Origin of the sequence: Streptomyces caelestis (genome assembly GCF_014205255.1) — a bacterium.
Lineage (GTDB): Bacteria > Actinomycetota > Actinomycetes > Streptomycetales > Streptomycetaceae > Streptomyces > Streptomyces caelestis.
The window spans coordinates 3991499-4007999 of sequence record NZ_JACHNE010000001.1 but is presented as its reverse complement, the minus strand read 5'-3'; the positions used below and the strand labels follow the sequence as shown (position 1 = coordinate 4007999).

Here is a 16501-nt window from a genome sequence, read left to right as displayed (position 1 = left end):
ACGACACTCTTCTGGGAGTACGACCGGCCGGCGGCCCCGGAATGTGACATGGCCCGTCACCTCGCAGGTCAGAGGCTGATGTCAGTGGTGTGAGGCAGCATGGGCGCATGGCGAGGAGTGGGGCGGGCGGTATGGGTACGGGCGGTATGGGGGCGGGCGGTACGCGGGTGAAGGCCGCGCGGAGACCGGAGATCCGGCTGCCGGCGCTGGAGCCGTTCACGGGCGGCGGGCTGGAGCCGGACGGGGACTACGACGGCCTGGAGTTCCGCGAGGCGGATTTCGCGGGGCAGGACGGATCGGGGTCCCGCTTCCTGGACTGCGTCCTGACGGAGTGCGCGCTGGACGAGGTCCGGCTGCGGCACGCCTCCGTCCTGGACTCGTCCCTCACGGGTGTCCGGGGCGTCGGCACCAACCTCGCCGAGGCGACGCTGCGCGACGTCGAGCTGATCGACGCCCGCCTCGGCGGCACCCAGATGCACGCGGCGGTGCTGGAGCGGGTGCTGATCCGCGGCGGAAAGATCGATTACCTGAACCTGCGCATGGCCCGGCTCAGAGACGTCGTCTTCGAGAGCTGCGTCCTCGTCGAGCCGGACTTCGGCGGTGCCCGCCTGGAGCGCGTGGAGTTCGTCGACTGCGCGCTGAAGGGCGCCGACCTCCACGCGGCGACCCTCAAGGACGTCGACCTGCGCGGGGCCGTGTCACTGGAGATCAGCCGCGGACTGGACCGGCTGGCCGGGGCGGTGATCAGTACGACCCAGCTGCTGGACCTGGCGCCGGTGCTGGCGATGCAGTGGGGGATCAGGGTGGAGGACTGAGTTCAGCCCGTAGGGCCGGCGCCCGTCAGGGGAGCCTGGGGAAGCGCGCCTGGAGCGTCCAGATCGCCGGGTTCTCGGCGAGGTCGTCGTGCAGGTCGGTGAGGTCGGCGATCAGGTCGTGCAGGAAGTCGCGGGCCTCGCGGCGCAGTTCGGCGTGGGAGAAGGTCAGGGGGGCTTCCTCCGCCGGCATCCAGTCGGCCTCGATGTCCACCCACCCGAAGCGGCGCTCGAAGAGCATCCGGTCGGTCGACTCGGTGAAGTCCAGCTCCGCCCGCTGGGGCCGGGACGCCCGGGAGCCCGCCGGGTCCCGGTCGATGCGCTCCACGATGTCGCACAGCGCCCACGCGAAGTCGAGCACCGGCACCCATCCCCAGGCTGTGGACACCTCCCGGTCCTGCTCGGTGTCCGCCAGGTAGACGTCACCGCAGAACAGGTCGTGCCGCAGGGTGTGGACGTCCGCGCGGCGGTAGTCGGTCTGCGGCGGGTCGGGGAAGCGGTTGGAGAGGGCGTAGCCGATGTCGAGCACGGATGTGATGGTGTCACGCGCCCGTAGGATCACGATCGTGGCCCGATCTGTACGTCTTGTCCCCGCGCTGACCGCCGTCCCCCTCGCCCTCGCCCTCACCGCGTGCGGCGGCGGAGTCCACGGCAGCCCGGGCGGCTCCGGCGTACGCGACCCGTACTTCCCGAAGGCCGGCAACGGCGGCTACGACGTCACCCACTACGGCCTGCGCCTCGACTACGACCCGGACGCACACCACCTCACCGGCACGGCCACCCTCACCGCACGGGCCACCAAGGACCTGTCCGCCTTCAACCTCGACCTGCTCGGCCTGGACGTCGGGCAGGTCACCGTCGGTGGCGAGACCGCCCGCTGGAACCGCGCCGGGCAGGAACTCACCGTGCGGCCGCGCGAGGACCTCGGCCGGGACGAGACGTTCCGCGTGACGGTCCGCTACTCCGGGGCGCCCGAGACCGTCACCGACCCGGACGGCTCCCAGGAGGGCTGGCTGCGCACGACGGACGGGGCGCTCGCGCTGGGCGAGCCCACCGGGTCGATGGCGTGGTTCCCCGGCAACCACCACCCCTCCGACAAGGCGGCGTACGACCTCACCGTGACCGTTCCGCAGGGGCTGCGGGCCGTGTCCAACGGGGAGTTGCGCAGCGATACGACCGCGCGCGGCCGCACGACCTTCACCTGGCGCTCCGCCGAGCCGATGGCGAGCTACCTCGCCACGCTCGCGATCGGCGACTTCGACATCAGCCGCTCCACCGCCCGGGACGGTCTGACCGTCTACACGGCCGTCGACCCGGTGGAGAAGGAGGGGAGCCGCGCGGTGCTCGCGCGCATCCCCGAGGTTCTGCGCTGGGCGGAGCGGCGGTTCGGCCCCTACCCCTTCTCCTCCACCGGCGCCATCGTCGACCGCGCGGCCGAGATCGGCTACGCCCTGGAGACCCAGAGCCGTCCTGTCTTCCCCGGCGCTCCCGGCATCACCCTCCTCGTCCATGAGCTCGCTCACCAGTGGTACGGCGACTCCGTGACGCCGAAGAGCTGGCGGGACATGTGGCTCAACGAGGGTTTCGCGACGTACGCGGAGTGGCTGTGGGACGAGGACCACGGCGGGCCGAGCGCGCAGGAGACCTTCGACGCGCTGTACGACCACGGGGAGAAGACCTACGAGGACCTCTGGTCCTTCCCGCCCGCGAACCCCCTGGACCCCGCGCACATCTCCGGAGCCCCCGTCTACCAGCGCGGCGCCATGGTCCTGCACAAGGTCCGCCGGACCGTCGGTGACGAGGCGTTCGGCGACATCCTCCGGGGCTGGTCGGCGGACCGTCGCCATGGGAACGCCGACACGGCCGACTTCACGGCGTACGTCGAGAAGCAGGCGCCCGGGAAGGACTTCGACGGGATCTGGGAGGACTGGCTGTACGCGGAGGGAAAGCCGGAGCGGCCCTGAGGGCGCGCCAGGTCAATACAGCTTGGACGCGGTGAGTTCCTTGCGGAGCACCGCGCAGGGACGCCCCAGTCGCCGGTCCTCGCGACGGTCGATGACCTCATGGCCGAGGGCGGTCCAGAAGGCCAGGGCCTTCGGGTTGTCGTCGAGGACGGCGAGGCGTACGGCGGCGCGGTCCGCTGCGCGGAAGCGGTCCTCCACGAGGGTGGCCAGTCGGCGGCCGTGGCCCTGGCCGTGCAGGCTCGCGTCCACCAGCAGGAGGCCGATCCGCGGGTCCGGGCCGGCGGGGCCGGGGTGACGGGCGAGAGTGATGGCGATCCCGGTCAGGTGGCCGAAGCTGCGGGCGAGCAGGACGTCGGTGCCGGGCCGGCTCCATTCCTCCGACAGGGCGTGTGCCACCTGCTCCGGGCGGATGTCGTGCGGGTCGGGGAAGTCGCCGGTGAGGGTGTGGAAGGCGTGGTTGGAGGCGTAGAGGGCCGTGAGTTCCGCGAGGAGGGGTTCGGGGAGGGGGCGGCCGGGGGTTGGTGGGAGCAGGGGGTCGAGGATCACGCCGGGAACGTGTCGCGGGCGGGGTGGGGACGGGGAAGCCCCCGGCGCCGGTTGACCGGCGCCGGGGGCTTCTGCCACGTGTGAGGGCGTCCGTCAGACGTTCACGCCGAAGTCCTGGGCGATGCCGACCAGGCCCGAGGCGTAGCCCTGGCCGACCGCGCGGAACTTCCACTCCGCGCCGTTGCGGTACAGCTCGCCGAAGACCATGGCGGTCTCCGTGGCGGCGTCCTCCGACAGGTCGTAGCGGGCGATCTCGGCGCCGCCGGCCTGGTTGACGATCCGGATGTAGGCGTTGCGGACCTGGCCGAAGTTCTGCGAACGGTTCTCGGCGTCGTAGATCGAGACCGGGAAGACGATCTTGTCGATGTCGGCCGGGAGGGCGGCGAGGTTGACGTTGATCGCCTCGTCGTCGCCGGCGCCCTCACCCGTGCGGTTGTCACCGGTGTGGACGATCGTGTTGTCCGGGGTCTGCTTGTTGTTGAAGAAGACGAAGTGGGCGTCCGAGTAGACCTTGCCCTGCGTGTTGACCGCGATCGCGGACGCGTCGAGGTCGAAGTCCGTGCCGGTGGTGGTGCGGACGTCCCAGCCGAGGCCCACGGTGACGTCAGTCAGGCCCGGAGCCTCCTTGGTGAGCGAGACGTTGCCACCTTTGGACAGGCTTACAGCCATTGTTGGGAGTCCCTTCCCTCGTGTACGTACGGCAAAGAAGCTACAGCTACCCCCATCAACGTGGAGAGGGGCACACGAGGTTCCAGGTCCTTTACTTTCTTTACCCGCGATTATTCGGATGACGTGGACGGGACAGGAGCGGGAACATGGACGGCATGTCTGGTCCCCACGTCATCCGCGGCTCCGTCTCCCTGCCCGAGGCCGAGCTCATGTGGCGTTTCTCGCGGTCGTCGGGGCCGGGCGGGCAGCACGTCAACACCAGTGACTCGAAGGCCGAGCTCAGCTTCGACCTGGCGCGGACCGAGGCGCTGCCCGAGGTGTGGAAGCAGCGGGCCCTGGAGCGGCTGGCCGACCGCCTGGTCGACGGAGTCGTCACCGTACGTTCCTCCGAGCATCGGTCACAGTGGCGCAACCGTGAGGCGGCCGCCGTACGACTCGCCGCGCTCCTGGCCGAGGCCACCGCACCCCCGCCCAAGCCCCGCAAGCCGACCCGGATCCCCCGGGGTATCAACGAGCGGCGGCTGCGCGAGAAGAAGCAGCGCTCGGAGACCAAGCGGGGCCGCTCGCCGCGGAACTGGAACTAGGCCAGGTCCAGGATCCCGACCGTCTGGTCTTCGCTGGTCTCTCCGTTGGGGCGGAAGCCGAGCCCCAGGTAGAAGCTCTCGGGGCCGTCGGGACCGGGATGCCAGGTGACGTAGAGCTGCTTGGTGCCGCGCCGGCGCAGCTCGGCGGCGACGGACTCGACGGCGAAACGGCCGTACCCCCTGCCCTGCTCACCGGCGGCGATGTTCAGCCGCCACAGGCCGGAGCGCCGCACGCTGCCGTCCTCGTACCAGTCGATGTCGAAGAAGGCCATGAGGAACCCGACCGGGCGGTCGCCGTCGACGATCAGGCGGGGCCAGGCGACGCCGGGATGCACATAGGCCTCGGCCAGGGACTTCACGACCGGGGAGACCGCGTGTTCCTGGTCGGGGCGGACGCGGATGCCGAGCGCGGCGTCGAGATTCCCGGCGGTGATCTCTTCGAGGCGAGGGCCCATCGTTGTCATGCGCGCACCCTAGCCACGCCGTTCACGCCCGGGCCACCGGGTTTCCGCCTCACCCCAAGTGCCGGTACCGCCCCCGGAAGTACGTCAGCGGTCCGCCGTCCGCGCTCGGGACGCGGGCCGTCAGGACGCGGCCGATGACCAGGGTGTGGTCGCCGGCCCGTACCCGCTGTTCCGTACGGCACTCCAGGACGGCCAGGGCGCCGCCGACCAGGGGCGCGTCGGTGTACTCGCCGCGCGTGTACGGGATGTCCGCGAAGAGCAGGCGGTCGCTGACACGGCCCTTCATGGCGAAGCGGCCCGCGATGTGCCGCTGGCTCTCGGAGAGGACCGAGACCGCCCACAGGGGCTGCTCGTCGAGCAGCTCGTCCATGCGGGAGCCCTCGCGCAGGCTCACCAGCACCAGGGGCGGGTCCAGGGACACGGACATGAAGGCCGTGGCCGTCATGCCCACGTCCTCACTGCCCGGCGCCGAGGGGTCGTCCGGGTCGAGCGGCGGCTCCTGCGCGGTCACCAGGACCACGCCCGAGGCCAGCCGCGACATGGCGGCGCGGAACTCGTCGTTGCTCACCCCCTCAGCATGCCCGGAGGCGGGCGGCGGAATGATCGGGGACGTGGCAGTGGGAGGGTTCGGCACGTACGAAACGCTAATCTGCGTCCCGGGTGCTCCGCATCGGGCTCCCGCCCGATCACGGTCTTAGGACTCGCGACGGACTCGCGACGGACTAGCGAAGGACTCCCGACGGACTCCGACGGGCTTCGGGGGAGATATATGTGCGCAACCTGACAAAGTTTGCGTTCGGTAGACGCACGTGAAGAACGCAGAAACTCTACTCAATTGTTCAGCTTTGCCTGTGACTTGAGTCACAAGGGGCGGGAATTGTTGACCCTGTGTACCGAGTGAGCAGCGCGCTGTGATTCAGTGGCTGGGAAGCTGCCAGGACGATACGCCGAAGAGAACCCTTGATTCGCAGCGAGGTCTCGGGGGGAGGGCGAGCATGGAGACCGAGTCGGAGCCCTACGTCCGCCTTGCCTCCCTGCGACAACTGCACCAGGTCATGGCCGACATGAACACGGCCCGCAGCCTGGCCGACACACTGCAGACCGTCGCGGAGGGCGTCGTCGCCGCCCTCGGGTACGAGCTGGCGTGCGTGAACCTCGTACGGCCCGACGGCGACCTCGTCGTCGCCGCCTTCGCCGGGAACCCCGCCGCCGAGGCCCTCATCACCGGCCGCGTCGGCTCCCGCGAGTCCTGGGACCGCCGCCTCGGCATGGGCGAGCACTGGGGCGACCTGGTGTTCATACCGCACACCGAGGGCTGGGTCCTCGACGACGACGACGTGCCGCAGTGGTACACCGACGGCCCCGCCCCCCGCTTCGAGGACGAGTGGCACCCGGCCGACCGGCTCTTCGCGCCCATGTACGCGCCCGGCCCGCAGGGCAACGCGGCCTGCGGCGAGCTGATCGGCGTGCTGTCCGTGGACCGGCCGCGCAACGGCCGCCGCCCCGGCGCCTGGGGCCGCGAGGCGCTCCAGATGTACGCCTTCCAGGCCGCCATCGCGATCAGCAACGCCCGGCTGCGCGCCAACATGCAGCGGGCGCTCGTCCGGCTGGAGCGCGAGCAGCAGGCGCTGCGGGCCAGTGAGGAAAGCTTCAGGCAGGCCTTCGAGTACGCCCCGTCCGGCATGGCCATCGCCGAGATGGGCGGCGACCAGCACGGCCGGATCCTGCGCACGAACGACGCCCTGTGCCGACTGCTGGGCCGCCCCGCCTCCGCGATGCGCCGCTACTCGTTCTCCGACCTGGTCCACCCCGAGGACATAGGCACCCTCCTGCGCACCTCCGCCGAGGGCGGCCGCGCCGAGCTCCGCCTCGGCCGCCGGGACGGCACGTACGTCTGGGTCTCGCTGCGCAACAGCGTCGTCGCGGACGCCGCCGACGGCCCGCGCTTCCTCCTCACCCACGTCGAGGACATCGAGGAGCGCAAGCGCCGCGAGCTCCAGCTCGCCCACCGCGCCTCCCACGACTCGCTCACGGGCCTGCCCAACTCCGCCGAGCTGCGCTCCCGCCTGTCCGCCCGGCTGTGCCAGCGCGCGGCGCCCCCGCACCCCGGCATCGTCGAGTCCCACGACGCGGCCTACGGCCACCCCGCCTTCGACGCGATCGGCCACGCCTTCGACTTCGGGCCGAGCGCCGAGCCGTTCGACGCCTACGACCACCACGTGCACACCGTCGCCCCGGACGGCGACCACGACGACGGCACCAAGGGACTCGCCGTCCTCTTCTGCGACCTCGACGGCTTCAAGTCGATCAACGACCGGTTCGGGCACAACGCGGGTGACGCGGTTCTCATCGAGGTCGCCCGCCGGCTGAGCAACGGCGTCCGCGACGGCGACACCGTCGCCCGGCTCGGGGGTGACGAATTCGTCATCCTCGCCGACGGGCTCGGCCGCGCCGACGCCCAGGACCTCGCGGTCCGCCTCCGCAACGAGATCATCCAGCCCATCCGCGCCGAGGGGCGGGCGGTCCGGGTCGGCGCCAGCTTCGGCATCGGATGGGCACACTGTGGAATGACGGCGGACGAAGTGTTGAAATCCGCTGACGAGCGGATGTACGTCGAGAAACGATCTCGTCCCAAACAACACAGACGCGCGGGCTGAGCCCCAGGTCAGCGAGTGGATGCGGTCTGAGTCACCCGTTTGGGTCACTGGGAGCGGGTAGGCTCGCTCTCTCACGACCCGTACCGCATGCACCGCACCTGACTGAGGAGACCAAGGGATGACGCCCGGCAACAACGGCGCGAGCACGCCCGAGGACGACGACCCGTTCGGCTATCTCTACGCCGACGGGCAGGCCAACGGGGCCCAGCCGCCGTCCGGGGGCTACGGCTACCCGAACTCGGTCAACCGGGTGCGGGCGGTCGGCACACGCCAGTACGGCCAGCAGGCGCAGACGGCGGCCTACGGCCAGGCCCCGCAGCAGCAGAACGCCTACGGCCAGCCGAACGCGCACTACGCGGCGCCGGAGACACTGCCCGGCGGTGCCCCCACCACCCAGCAGCAGATGCAGGGCGGTGGCGGCGGCGGCCGGGGCGGTCGCGGCCCGAACACCAAGGGCCTGCTGATCGGCGCGATCGCAGTGGTCGCCGCGGTCGTGATCGGCATCGGCGTGGCCATGCTGGGCGGCGAGAAGGACCAGGGCAACACCGACGACCAGGCGGGCACGACCCCGACCCAGTCCCAGAACTCGAAGCCGAGCCCGTCGCCGAGCAAGGCGGGCGAGAGCGAGGCGGACCTGCCGCAGATCGACGCGAAGGCGTTGCGGCTCGGGCCGGGCGTTTCGACGGCGTCGGACATCAAGGGCGCGAAGGCCGCCGGTGGCGTCTATGTGGCGGGCTTCAACCACGTCGGAGCGAGCGTCACCTGGACCGTCGACGGCATCAAGAAGCCGGGCACCTACCGGCTGTACGTGCGCTACGGCATCCCGGGCGTCGACGCCAACGCCACACTGCTCGTCAACGGCGAGGCCCAGTCCCGGCCCGTCAACATGGAGAACTTCGCCAAACTGCCCAAGGGCGACTGGGAAAAGGGCTGGCAGGAGACGTGGTCCAACGTCAACCTGACCAAGGGCACCAACACGATCGAGCTCGCCTGCAACGAGGGCAACCAGTGTGACGCGGTTCTCGATCAGCTGTGGATCACCACGGAGACGGGCTCGTAGAGCGGCCACAGTCTTGTCGCACGGGAACGACAGGGGCCGCCGGCACTTGCGGCCCCTTGCTGCTTGGAATCCCCGGTTTGTCGATCTACCAACCAGGCCGTAGCCCGATGGGCGTCAGCCCCAGACGGCCATGCTCTTCACCGGCCACGGGGTCTTGTCCGAGTAGTGGCCCGGCTTGATGTCGAAGTGGCTGCCATAGCACGACGCGTCCTTGTAGACGGTGATGAGCTTGCCACTCTGGTTGGACACTGAGCGGCCGCTGCGCGGGTATTACCCGTTGTCCTTGCCGTAGGTGCGCTTGGTCCCTCCGAAGTCGGCCTTCGGCCAGGTGCAGATCTTGCCGCTCGCGCACTTGGTCGCGGCGGACGCGGTCTGGGTGGTGAGCGGCAGGGTGGCGATCAGCGTGGCGCCAGCCAGCGCGAAAAGGCGCATGCGCATGGAGTTGTTCCCCCTTCGTGGTCATGATCGGTCACCCTCTTGCCGATCATGCGACAGCAAGGCAATCGGATTCGGTCAGGGTGAGCCTTCGCCGGATCGTGAGCCGCTCTCAGGCCGCACTGACCTCCCCCGAAACCGCCACCCGCCCCAACAGCTCCTCGAACACCCCCCGATCGAACTCCCCGGCCACCGGTGCCTGCACCGTCGCCGCCGACAACGCGACGGCCCGGACCAGGCGATCCGGCCACGGAAGGTGTTCGACCGAGCCCGACAGCAGGCCCGCGACCACCGAGTCGCCCGCGCCCGTCGGGTTGCCTCGCACAGAGGTCGGTGGGGTGGCTCGCCAGCGGCCCTCTCGGGTGGCGGCGAGGAGGCCCCCGGGGCCCAGGGACGCGACCACCGCGCCCGCGCCCCGGCGGCGGGCGTCCTGTGTGGCCCGCAGCGGCTCGTGGGAGCCGGTCAGTTCCGCCAGTTCGTCGGCGTTCGGCTTGATGATGTCCGGGCGGGCCGCGACGCCCCGGCGCAGGGCTTCGCCGCTCGTGTCCAGGAGGACCGGGACTCCGGCGGCACGGGCGGTACGGACCAGGCCGGCGTACGCCCCCACCGGTACGCCTGGTGGCAGGCTGCCGCACAGCGCCACCGCGGAGGCGGACGGCAGCAGGTCCTCGTAGGCCTCCTGGAAGGCCGACCACTCGGTGGGCGTGACCATCGGGCCCGGTTCGTTGAGCTGCGTCGTGTCGCCGGTCTGCTCGTCGGCCACGGCGATCGTGCGGCGGGTGGCGCCCGATACCGGGACCAGCGCGTCCACCACGCCCGGCACCGACGCGAGCCGTTCCTGCACGACCCGTCCCGTCGCACCGCCCGTGAAACCGGTCACCGTCACCTCGTGCCCGAGCGCCGCGAGCACCCGGGCCACGTTGACGCCCTTGCCGCCGGGGCGTTCCGTCACCTCGGAGACGCGGTGGGAGGCGTGCGGCCTGAGGGACCGCACGCGGTAGGTGATGTCGAGAGCGGTGTTCAGTGTGACCGTCAGGATCACCTGGGCCGACCTCCCCCGAGAATGCGCTTGCTGACGTGACCGTTCCGGAAGCTTGATCATGCCAAAGAGACGGCGGTCGGCCCAGTCCTGGAGTCGGCCACCGTCTCTCGACCGCGGGACGGATCAGTGCAGTTGGGGACCGACCACCCATTCGCCCCGGCGCATCACGCCCTTGAGGTCGTAGTCCGCGTCCAGGAGCACCAGGTCCGCGTCCTTGCCGGGCTCCAGGGAGCCGATCCGGTCGTCCATGCCGAGGAGGCGGGCCGGGGTGGCGGAGAGCGCCGTCGCGGCGTCCTCGACGGACAGTCCGTCGACGGTGACCGCCCGCTTGAAGGCGCGGTCCAGGGTGAGGGTCGAGCCGGCGATCGTGCCGTCCGTCAGCAGGCGGGCCACGCCGTCCGCGACCTCCACCTCCAGCGGGCCGAGCCAGTACCGGCCGTCGCCGAAACCGGCCGCGTCCATCGCGTCCGTGATGAACGCCACCCGGCCCGCGCCCGCGCGGTGGAACGCCAGCTGGAGTGCGGCGGGGTGCAGATGCGTGCCGTCGTTGATCAGCTCGACCGTGATCCGGTCGTCCTCCAGGAGCGCGGCGATCGGGCCGGGGGAGCGGTGGCCGAGCGGCGGCATCGCGTTGAAGAGGTGGGTGGCGACCGTCGCGCCCGCGTCGATCGCCTCGACCGTCTGCTCGTACGTCGCGTCCGTGTGGCCGATGGCCGCGATCACGCCGTGTTCGGCCAGCAGGCGTACGGAGTCGATGCCGCCCGGCAGCTCGGTGGCCAGCGTGACCATCTTCGCCCGGCCCCGGGCCGCGTCGATCAGCTTGCGGACCCGCGCCGGGTCCGGGTCGCGCAGCAGGTTCTCGGAGTGCGCGCCCTTGCGGCAGGGGGAGATGAACGGTCCCTCGAAGTGGATGCCGGCGATCTCGCCCTGCTCGGCCAGCTCGCTCAGCAGGCCCGCGCGCTGGGTGAGGAAGTCCATGTCGCCGGTGACGGTCGAGGCGACCAGGGTGGTCGTGCCGTGCAGGCGGTGGGTCCGGATGCCCTTGAGGATGTCCTCGACCGACCCGGAGGTGAAGGAGGCTCCGCCTCCGCCGTGGTTGTGGATGTCGACGAAGCCGGGGAGTACGTAGTGGCCGGTGACGTCGATGACCTGGGCGTTTTCCGATGCTGCGGGGGTGATGCGGGTGCCGTCGATGGTCACCTGGCCGTTTTCGACGGTTCCTGTGGGGAGGACGACGGTTGCGCCGGTGAGGACCGTGGGGTGTCCGGCCGTCGCGGGGTGCGGGTGCGTGGGGGTTGGTCGCGCCCCGCGGCGGAGCCGCATATCGACGCTGTCCCGCGCCCCCGGGGGCGTTGCCATCAGGTGGTTACCTCCGAACGGTCGGTGGATGCCAGGAGATCCCAGGCGAGCAGGCCCGCACCCAGACAACCGGCGCTGTCCCCCAGAGCCGCGGGGACGAGCGACGGCTGTTTCTGGAAGGTGATGCGGTGGCGGATGGCTTCGCGCAGCGGTGTGAACAACGTCTCTCCCGCCTCCGCCAGCCCGCCGCCGATGATCAGGGTGCGGGGGTCCAGCAGGGTGAGGGCCGTGACCAGGCCGTCGGCGAGGGCGTCGACCGCCGCCTGCCACACGGCCTGCGCCTTCGGGTCGCCGGAGTCCACGGCCTTCGCGCAGTCCGTCGCGTCCGCGCCCGGGTCGCCGGAGGCCGTCGCCCAGGCCTCGCTCACGGCCGCCGCCGAGGCGAAGCGCTCCAGGCAGCCGCGCTGCCCGCAGGGGCAGGGGGACCCGCCGGGGCGTACGACGATGTGGCCGATCTCGCCCGCGAAGCCGTGCGCGCCCGCCTCGACCCGGCCGTCGACACCGATGGCGCCCGCGATGCCGGTGCCCAGCGCGACGAACAGGAACCGGTCGGCGCCCCGGCCCGCGCCGACCCGGCCCTCGGCGAGGCCGCCCGTGCGGACGTCGTGGCCGAGGGCGACCGGGACGCTCAGCCGCTCCGCCAGCAGGTCGCGCAGGGGGACGTCGTGCCAGCCGAGGTTCGCGGCGTAGGCGGCGATGCCCCGCGCCTCGTCGACGATGCCGGGGACGGCCACGCCGGCGGCCGACGCGGGCGTGCCGAAGTGCTCGGCGCCGTACGCGCGCAACTCGGCGGCGAAGCCGAGGATGCCCGCGACCACGGCGTCCGGGCCCTGCTCGCGTCCGGTGGGCCGGCGGGCCTGGTACAGCAGCTCGCCCTCCGGTCCGGCCAGGGCGGCCTTCATTCCGGTGCCGCCCACGTCGAGGGCGATGACATGTCTCACGGGGACAGTGTGACCCGGGGACCCGCAAGAGGTCTAGTCCACTCACGTGGTGTAGACCTTGTTCCGATTATCGAAAGCTTTCGTTGGCGGTCACGCCAGGTTGGGGAAGAACAGCGGTGCAGCGGCGGCGGATGGCAGGAACGATCGCGGTGGTGTCCGCACTGGGCATGACGGCGGTCCTCGGCGGCTGTGGCGTGACGGGCGGCTCCGCCGACGTGACCCTGAAGCTGGTCGCCGCCGACTACGGCGACAGTGCGGCCAACAGCTCCAAGAAGTACTGGGACGAGCTCGTCGAGGAGTACGAGGCCGACCACCCGGGTGTGAAGATCGACGTCAGCGTCTACTCCTGGAACGACGTCGACCGCAAGGTCAGGGAGATGGTCGCCGCCGGTGACCCTCCGGACATGGCGCAGATCGGCGCGTACGCCGACTACGCGGCGCGGAACCAGCTCTACAAGGCCGACGACCTGCTCTCCATACCCGTGCAGGCCGACTTCGTCGGGCAGCTGGCCTCCGCGGGACAGGTCAAGGGCGTGCAGTACGGCATGCCGTTCGCCTCCTCCACCCGCGTGCTCTTCTACAACAAGACCCTCTTCGCCAAGGCCGGCATCACTCCGCCCAAGACCTGGGACGACCTGGCCGACGACGCCGAGGCGCTCAAGGACGAGGGCGTGAAGTACCCCTACGCGCTGCCCCTCGGCCCGGAGGAGGCCCAGGCCGAGACCATGCAGTGGATGCTCAGCGGCGGGGGCGGCTACACCGACACCGTCGGCAGCTATGGCATCGACTCCCCGGAGAACATCGACACCTTCTCCTGGCTGAAGAACGAACTGGTCGGCAAGGACCTGACCGGGCCGGTCGCGCCCGGCGAGCTCAACCGGGCCGCCGCGTTCTCCGCCTTCGCCAAGGGCGAGGTCGGCATGCTCAACGGCCACCCCTCCCTGATGAAGATCGCCGCCAAGCGCGGCGTCGAGTACGGCATGGTGCCGACCCCGGGCAAGGAGGGGACGAGCAAGTCCACGCTCGGTGTCGCCGACTGGATGACGGCCTTCCGGAAGAACGGCCACCGCGACCAGGTCGGCGACTTCCTCGACTTCGTGTACAGCGAGAAGAACGTGCTGGCCTTCTCCCGCGAGTACGACCTGCTGCCGGTCACCAGCTCCGCGTCCGCGGCCATGGCCGCCTCCGACCGGGACCGCCACCTCAGGCCCTTCCTGGAGGAGCTGCTGACCTCCGAGCTCTACCCGGTCGGCAAGACCTCCTGGGCCGACGTCAGCGCCCAGGTCAAGAAGCAGATCGGCAAGGCCGTCGCCCCCTCCGGCAGCCCCTCGGGCGTCCTGGGCCACCTCCAGGCGGTGGCGAACCGGGCGGAGAGCGCGGAGTAGTCCCGCTGTCGGTGGCGGGCGTTACGGTGCCTGACATGGACGAGGACACGGGTGACGAGCGGCTCGGGCGCAGGGAGCGGGACATCCTCGCGCTCGAACGCCGCGGCTTTTCCGGGCCCGGTGCGAAGGAGCGGGCCATACGGGAGGAGCTGGGTCTCGCCCCCGTGCGCTACTTCCAGCTCCTCAACGCCCTGCTGGACGACCCCAGGGCCCTGTCCCACGACCCGGTGACGGTGAACCGGCTGCGGCGGATACGGGATACGCGCCGGGCCGAACGCTGACAGGCCTCAGGCCAGTCGCCCGGCCAGTGCGCTCAGCAGGCGTACGACACCCTCCGGGCCGTCCACCACCACGTCCGCCCGCTCCCTCAGCTCGGTCACCTCGTCGCTGCCGCTGCACACCAGCAGGCCGGGGGTGCCGTCCGCGCGGAGCTTGTCGACGGCCGCGTAGGCGGGCAGGTCGCCCAGGTCGTCGCCGGCGAAGAGGACGGACCCGGCGCCGATCTCCCGGGCGAACCCGGCGAGGGCGGCGCCCTTGTCCATGCCGGGCGGGCGCAGTTCGAGGACCATGCGGCCGGGCTCCACGATCAGGCCGTGGCGGCCGGCCAGGCCGGTGAGCGGTTCCCGCAGGGACTCCAGCGCGGCCTGCGGATCGGCGGCCCGGCGGGTGTGCACGGCCACGGACCGGCCCTTGTCCTCGATCCAGGTCCCCTGCGACGCGCCGAACCGGTCGAGGAGCTCGGGCAGCTCGGTGCGCACGGCGGCGACGCCGGGATGCGGCTCGGGAGCCCTGACCTCGCCGGTGCGGGCCTCCCAGCGCTCGGCGCCGTAGTGGCCGAGGACCACGAGGCGCTCCAGGCCCGGGACGTCCGCGAAGCCGCCGTTGCGCACGGCGACGTCGGCCGGCCGCCCGGTGATCACCACCACGGCGGCCACCTTCGGCGCGAGCGCGGCCAGCGCGGATACGGCTTCCGGGTGGGCCCGGGCCTTCTGGGGGTCGGCCACGATCGGCGCGAGCGTCCCGTCGAAGTCGAGGCCGATCAGGGCCTTGCCCGGGTGGGTGAGGAGAGCGTCCAGACCCTCTTGTCCGGCTTTCGTGGTGGGCGCCGGCAGCGGGGAGTCCGTGGGAGCGGTCATCGGCGATCAGCCCCTCAGCGCGTCGAGCTGGTCCAGGAACCACTGCGCCGGCGGCAGCGCGGTCGCCGCCGCGGCCAGTCGCTTGCTGCGCTCGGCGCGTTCCTCCGGGCGCATCGAGAGCGCCTCGTGCAGGGCCGCCGCCGTCCCCGTCACGTCGTACGGGTTCACCACGATCGCGTCCTCGCCCAGCTCCTCGAACGCCCCGGCCTCCCGCGACAGCACCAGCGCGCAGCCCGCGTCGGAGACGACCGGGACCTCCTTGGCGACGAGGTTCATGCCGTCCCGGATGGGGTTGACGAGCGCCACGTCGGCCAGCCGGTACGCGGCCAGGGAGCGGGCGAAGTCGTCCTTGAGGTTGAGTACGACCGGGGTCCACCCCGGGGTCCCGTACTCGGCGTTGATCTCCTCCGAGATCCGCTGCACCTCGGCCGTGTAGTCCCGGTACACCGCGAGATCCTGCCGAGACGGATACGCGAAGGCGACGTGCACCACGCGCTCGCGCCACTCGGCGTGGGAGGCGAGGAGCCGGCGGTAGGCCAGCAGGCCGCGCACGATGTTCTTCGACAGTTCCGTGCGGTCGACCCGGACGATGGTGCGGCGGCCTTCGCCGATCTCCTCCCGGAGCGCGGCCATCCGTTCCTCGACGTCCGCCTCGTGCGACCGCTGTCGCAGGAAGTCCGCGTCGGCCCCCAGCCCGTGCACGCCGATCCGCGTGCCCCCGAGCCCGCCGGCGAACCGCTCGGCGCACGCGGTGAACGCGTCCGCCCAGCGCTGCGTGAGAAAGCCCAGCCGGTCCGCGCCCAGCATGCCGCGCAGCACCTGCCCGGCCACGTCGTCCGGCAGCATGTGGAAGTACTCGGGCGGCGCCCACGGCGTGTGCGAGAAGTGGCCGATCCTGAGGTCCGGCCGCAGCTCGCGGAGCATGCCCGGCACCAGCGTCAGGTGGTAGTCCTGCACCACCACCGCCGCGCCCTGCGCCGCCTCCTCGGCCAGCGCCTCGGCGAACGCCCGGTTGTACGTCTCGTACGACGTCCACTGGCGCCGGAACTCCGTGTCGAAGACCGGCTCCAGCGGCGTCTGGTAGAGCATGTGGTGCACGAACCACAGCACCGAGTTCGCGATGCCGTTGTACGCGTCCGCGTGCACGTCGGCCGGGATGTCCAGCATCCGCACGCCGTCCTCGCCGACGCCCCGCCGGACCGCCTCCCGGTCGCCGTCGGAGAGCGCCGAGCACACCCACAGCGCGTCCGCGTCCGAGCCGATCGCGGACAGCCCCGAGACCAGTCCGCCGCCGCCCCGCTTGGCGTTCAGCGAACCGTCCTCGCCCACCGTGTAAGAGACCGGGCCGCGGTTGGAGGCCACGAGCACCTGTGCAGCACCGTACGTTGAAGCCATACGCCTCAACCTAGCCCGGCCCGGAAACGCTCAAACGTACGGACCTGACCCA

19 protein-coding genes are annotated in these 16501 nt (G+C 71.4%); 7 read left to right on the top strand and 12 right to left on the bottom strand.

Translation table 11 applies throughout. The features are described from left to right. The first annotated feature begins 107 nt into the window (after positions 1 to 107). The gene (locus HDA41_RS18095; RefSeq protein WP_184985210.1) at positions 108 to 815 is read left to right on the top strand and encodes a pentapeptide repeat-containing protein; all 708 of its coding nucleotides are present in this window, start codon (positions 108 to 110) and stop codon (positions 813 to 815) included. A gap of 25 nt (positions 816 to 840) precedes the next feature. Here the strand turns inward: HDA41_RS18095 and HDA41_RS18090 are convergent, their stop codons facing one another. Continuing rightward, positions 841 to 1341, bottom strand: a complete 501-nt coding sequence (locus HDA41_RS18090; protein WP_184985208.1) for a hypothetical protein — start codon at positions 1339 to 1341, stop codon at positions 841 to 843. 37 nt (positions 1342 to 1378) lie between these two features. On the opposite strand from HDA41_RS18090, the gene HDA41_RS18085 reads away from it, so the two are divergent. Continuing rightward, on the top strand, positions 1379 to 2776 hold the full coding sequence (locus tag HDA41_RS18085) for a M1 family metallopeptidase (RefSeq protein ID WP_230299609.1): 1398 nt from the start codon (positions 1379 to 1381) through the stop codon (positions 2774 to 2776). 12 nt (positions 2777 to 2788) lie between these two features. Here the strand turns inward: HDA41_RS18085 and HDA41_RS18080 are convergent, their stop codons facing one another. Then, the gene (locus HDA41_RS18080; protein WP_184985204.1) at positions 2789 to 3322 is read right to left on the bottom strand and encodes a GNAT family N-acetyltransferase; all 534 of its coding nucleotides are present in this window, start codon (positions 3320 to 3322) and stop codon (positions 2789 to 2791) included. A gap of 93 nt (positions 3323 to 3415) precedes the next feature. Next, a complete protein-coding gene (locus tag HDA41_RS18075; RefSeq protein WP_033312269.1) occupies positions 3416 to 3991 on the bottom strand; it encodes a TerD family protein in 576 nt (191 codons plus the stop codon). 146 nt (positions 3992 to 4137) lie between these two features. Between HDA41_RS18075 and arfB the strand changes: the two genes are divergently transcribed. Next, on the top strand, positions 4138 to 4575 hold the full coding sequence (arfB, locus tag HDA41_RS18070; protein ID WP_184985202.1) for an alternative ribosome rescue aminoacyl-tRNA hydrolase ArfB: 438 nt from the start codon (positions 4138 to 4140) through the stop codon (positions 4573 to 4575). Here the strand turns inward: arfB and HDA41_RS18065 are convergent. Together HDA41_RS18065 and HDA41_RS18060 are read right to left on the bottom strand one after the other, a co-directional pair. Then, positions 4572 to 5039, bottom strand: coding sequence for a GNAT family N-acetyltransferase (locus tag HDA41_RS18065; protein WP_184985200.1), 468 nt, complete (start codon positions 5037 to 5039; stop codon positions 4572 to 4574). The genes arfB and HDA41_RS18065 overlap by 4 nt on opposite strands. A 49-nt stretch (positions 5040 to 5088) precedes the next feature. Continuing rightward, positions 5089 to 5580, bottom strand: a complete 492-nt coding sequence (locus HDA41_RS18060; RefSeq protein ID WP_230299619.1) for a flavin reductase family protein — start codon at positions 5578 to 5580, stop codon at positions 5089 to 5091. Between the two features lie 454 nt (positions 5581 to 6034). Between HDA41_RS18060 and cdgB the strand changes: the two genes are divergently transcribed. Then, entirely contained in the window at positions 6035 to 7696 is a 1662-nt protein-coding gene (cdgB, locus tag HDA41_RS18055) for a diguanylate cyclase CdgB (protein WP_184985196.1), read from the top strand. Between the two features lie 118 nt (positions 7697 to 7814). Next, on the top strand, positions 7815 to 8756 hold the full coding sequence (locus HDA41_RS18050) for a CBM35 domain-containing protein (protein ID WP_184985194.1): 942 nt from the start codon (positions 7815 to 7817) through the stop codon (positions 8754 to 8756). A gap of 114 nt (positions 8757 to 8870) precedes the next feature. Here HDA41_RS18050 and HDA41_RS41305 read toward each other — a convergent pair whose 3' ends face one another. The 5 genes from HDA41_RS41305 to HDA41_RS18030 form a co-directional block, all read right to left on the bottom strand. Further along, positions 8871 to 9005 carry a hypothetical protein gene (locus HDA41_RS41305; protein WP_260423337.1) on the bottom strand — a complete coding sequence of 45 codons (135 nt, stop codon included), beginning with the start codon at positions 9003 to 9005 and terminating at the stop codon, positions 8871 to 8873. 21 nt (positions 9006 to 9026) lie between these two features. Then, entirely contained in the window at positions 9027 to 9194 is a 168-nt protein-coding gene (locus tag HDA41_RS18045) for a peptidase inhibitor family I36 protein (protein ID WP_184985192.1), read from the bottom strand. Between the two features lie 109 nt (positions 9195 to 9303). Next, a complete protein-coding gene (locus tag HDA41_RS18040) occupies positions 9304 to 10233 on the bottom strand; it encodes a 1-phosphofructokinase family hexose kinase (protein WP_184985191.1) in 930 nt (309 codons plus the stop codon). A gap of 123 nt (positions 10234 to 10356) precedes the next feature. Beyond that, positions 10357 to 11592 carry an N-acetylglucosamine-6-phosphate deacetylase gene (gene nagA / locus HDA41_RS18035; protein ID WP_230299608.1) on the bottom strand — a complete coding sequence of 412 codons (1236 nt, stop codon included), beginning with the start codon at positions 11590 to 11592 and terminating at the stop codon, positions 10357 to 10359. Further along, the gene (locus HDA41_RS18030) at positions 11592 to 12533 is read right to left on the bottom strand and encodes an ROK family protein (RefSeq protein WP_184985189.1); all 942 of its coding nucleotides are present in this window, start codon (positions 12531 to 12533) and stop codon (positions 11592 to 11594) included. The genes nagA and HDA41_RS18030 overlap by 1 nt, the downstream gene beginning before the upstream one ends. 131 nt (positions 12534 to 12664) lie before the next feature. On the opposite strand from HDA41_RS18030, the gene HDA41_RS18025 reads away from it, so the two are divergent. Together HDA41_RS18025 and HDA41_RS18020 are read left to right on the top strand one after the other, a co-directional pair. Beyond that, a complete protein-coding gene (locus HDA41_RS18025; RefSeq protein ID WP_184985187.1) occupies positions 12665 to 13918 on the top strand; it encodes an ABC transporter substrate-binding protein in 1254 nt (417 codons plus the stop codon). A gap of 35 nt (positions 13919 to 13953) precedes the next feature. Then, positions 13954 to 14199 (top strand): DUF3263 domain-containing protein, encoded by a 246-nt coding sequence (locus HDA41_RS18020; protein WP_184985185.1) that lies wholly within the window; start codon positions 13954 to 13956, stop codon positions 14197 to 14199. Positions 14200 to 14205: 6 nt separating this feature from the next. On the opposite strand, the gene otsB is transcribed toward HDA41_RS18020, so the two are convergent. Then, the gene (otsB, locus tag HDA41_RS18015; protein ID WP_184985183.1) at positions 14206 to 15054 is read right to left on the bottom strand and encodes a trehalose-phosphatase; all 849 of its coding nucleotides are present in this window, start codon (positions 15052 to 15054) and stop codon (positions 14206 to 14208) included. Between the two features lie 6 nt (positions 15055 to 15060). Next, positions 15061 to 16449, bottom strand: coding sequence for an alpha,alpha-trehalose-phosphate synthase (UDP-forming) (locus HDA41_RS18010; RefSeq protein ID WP_184985181.1), 1389 nt, complete (start codon positions 16447 to 16449; stop codon positions 15061 to 15063). Between the last annotated feature and the right edge of the window lie 52 nt (positions 16450 to 16501).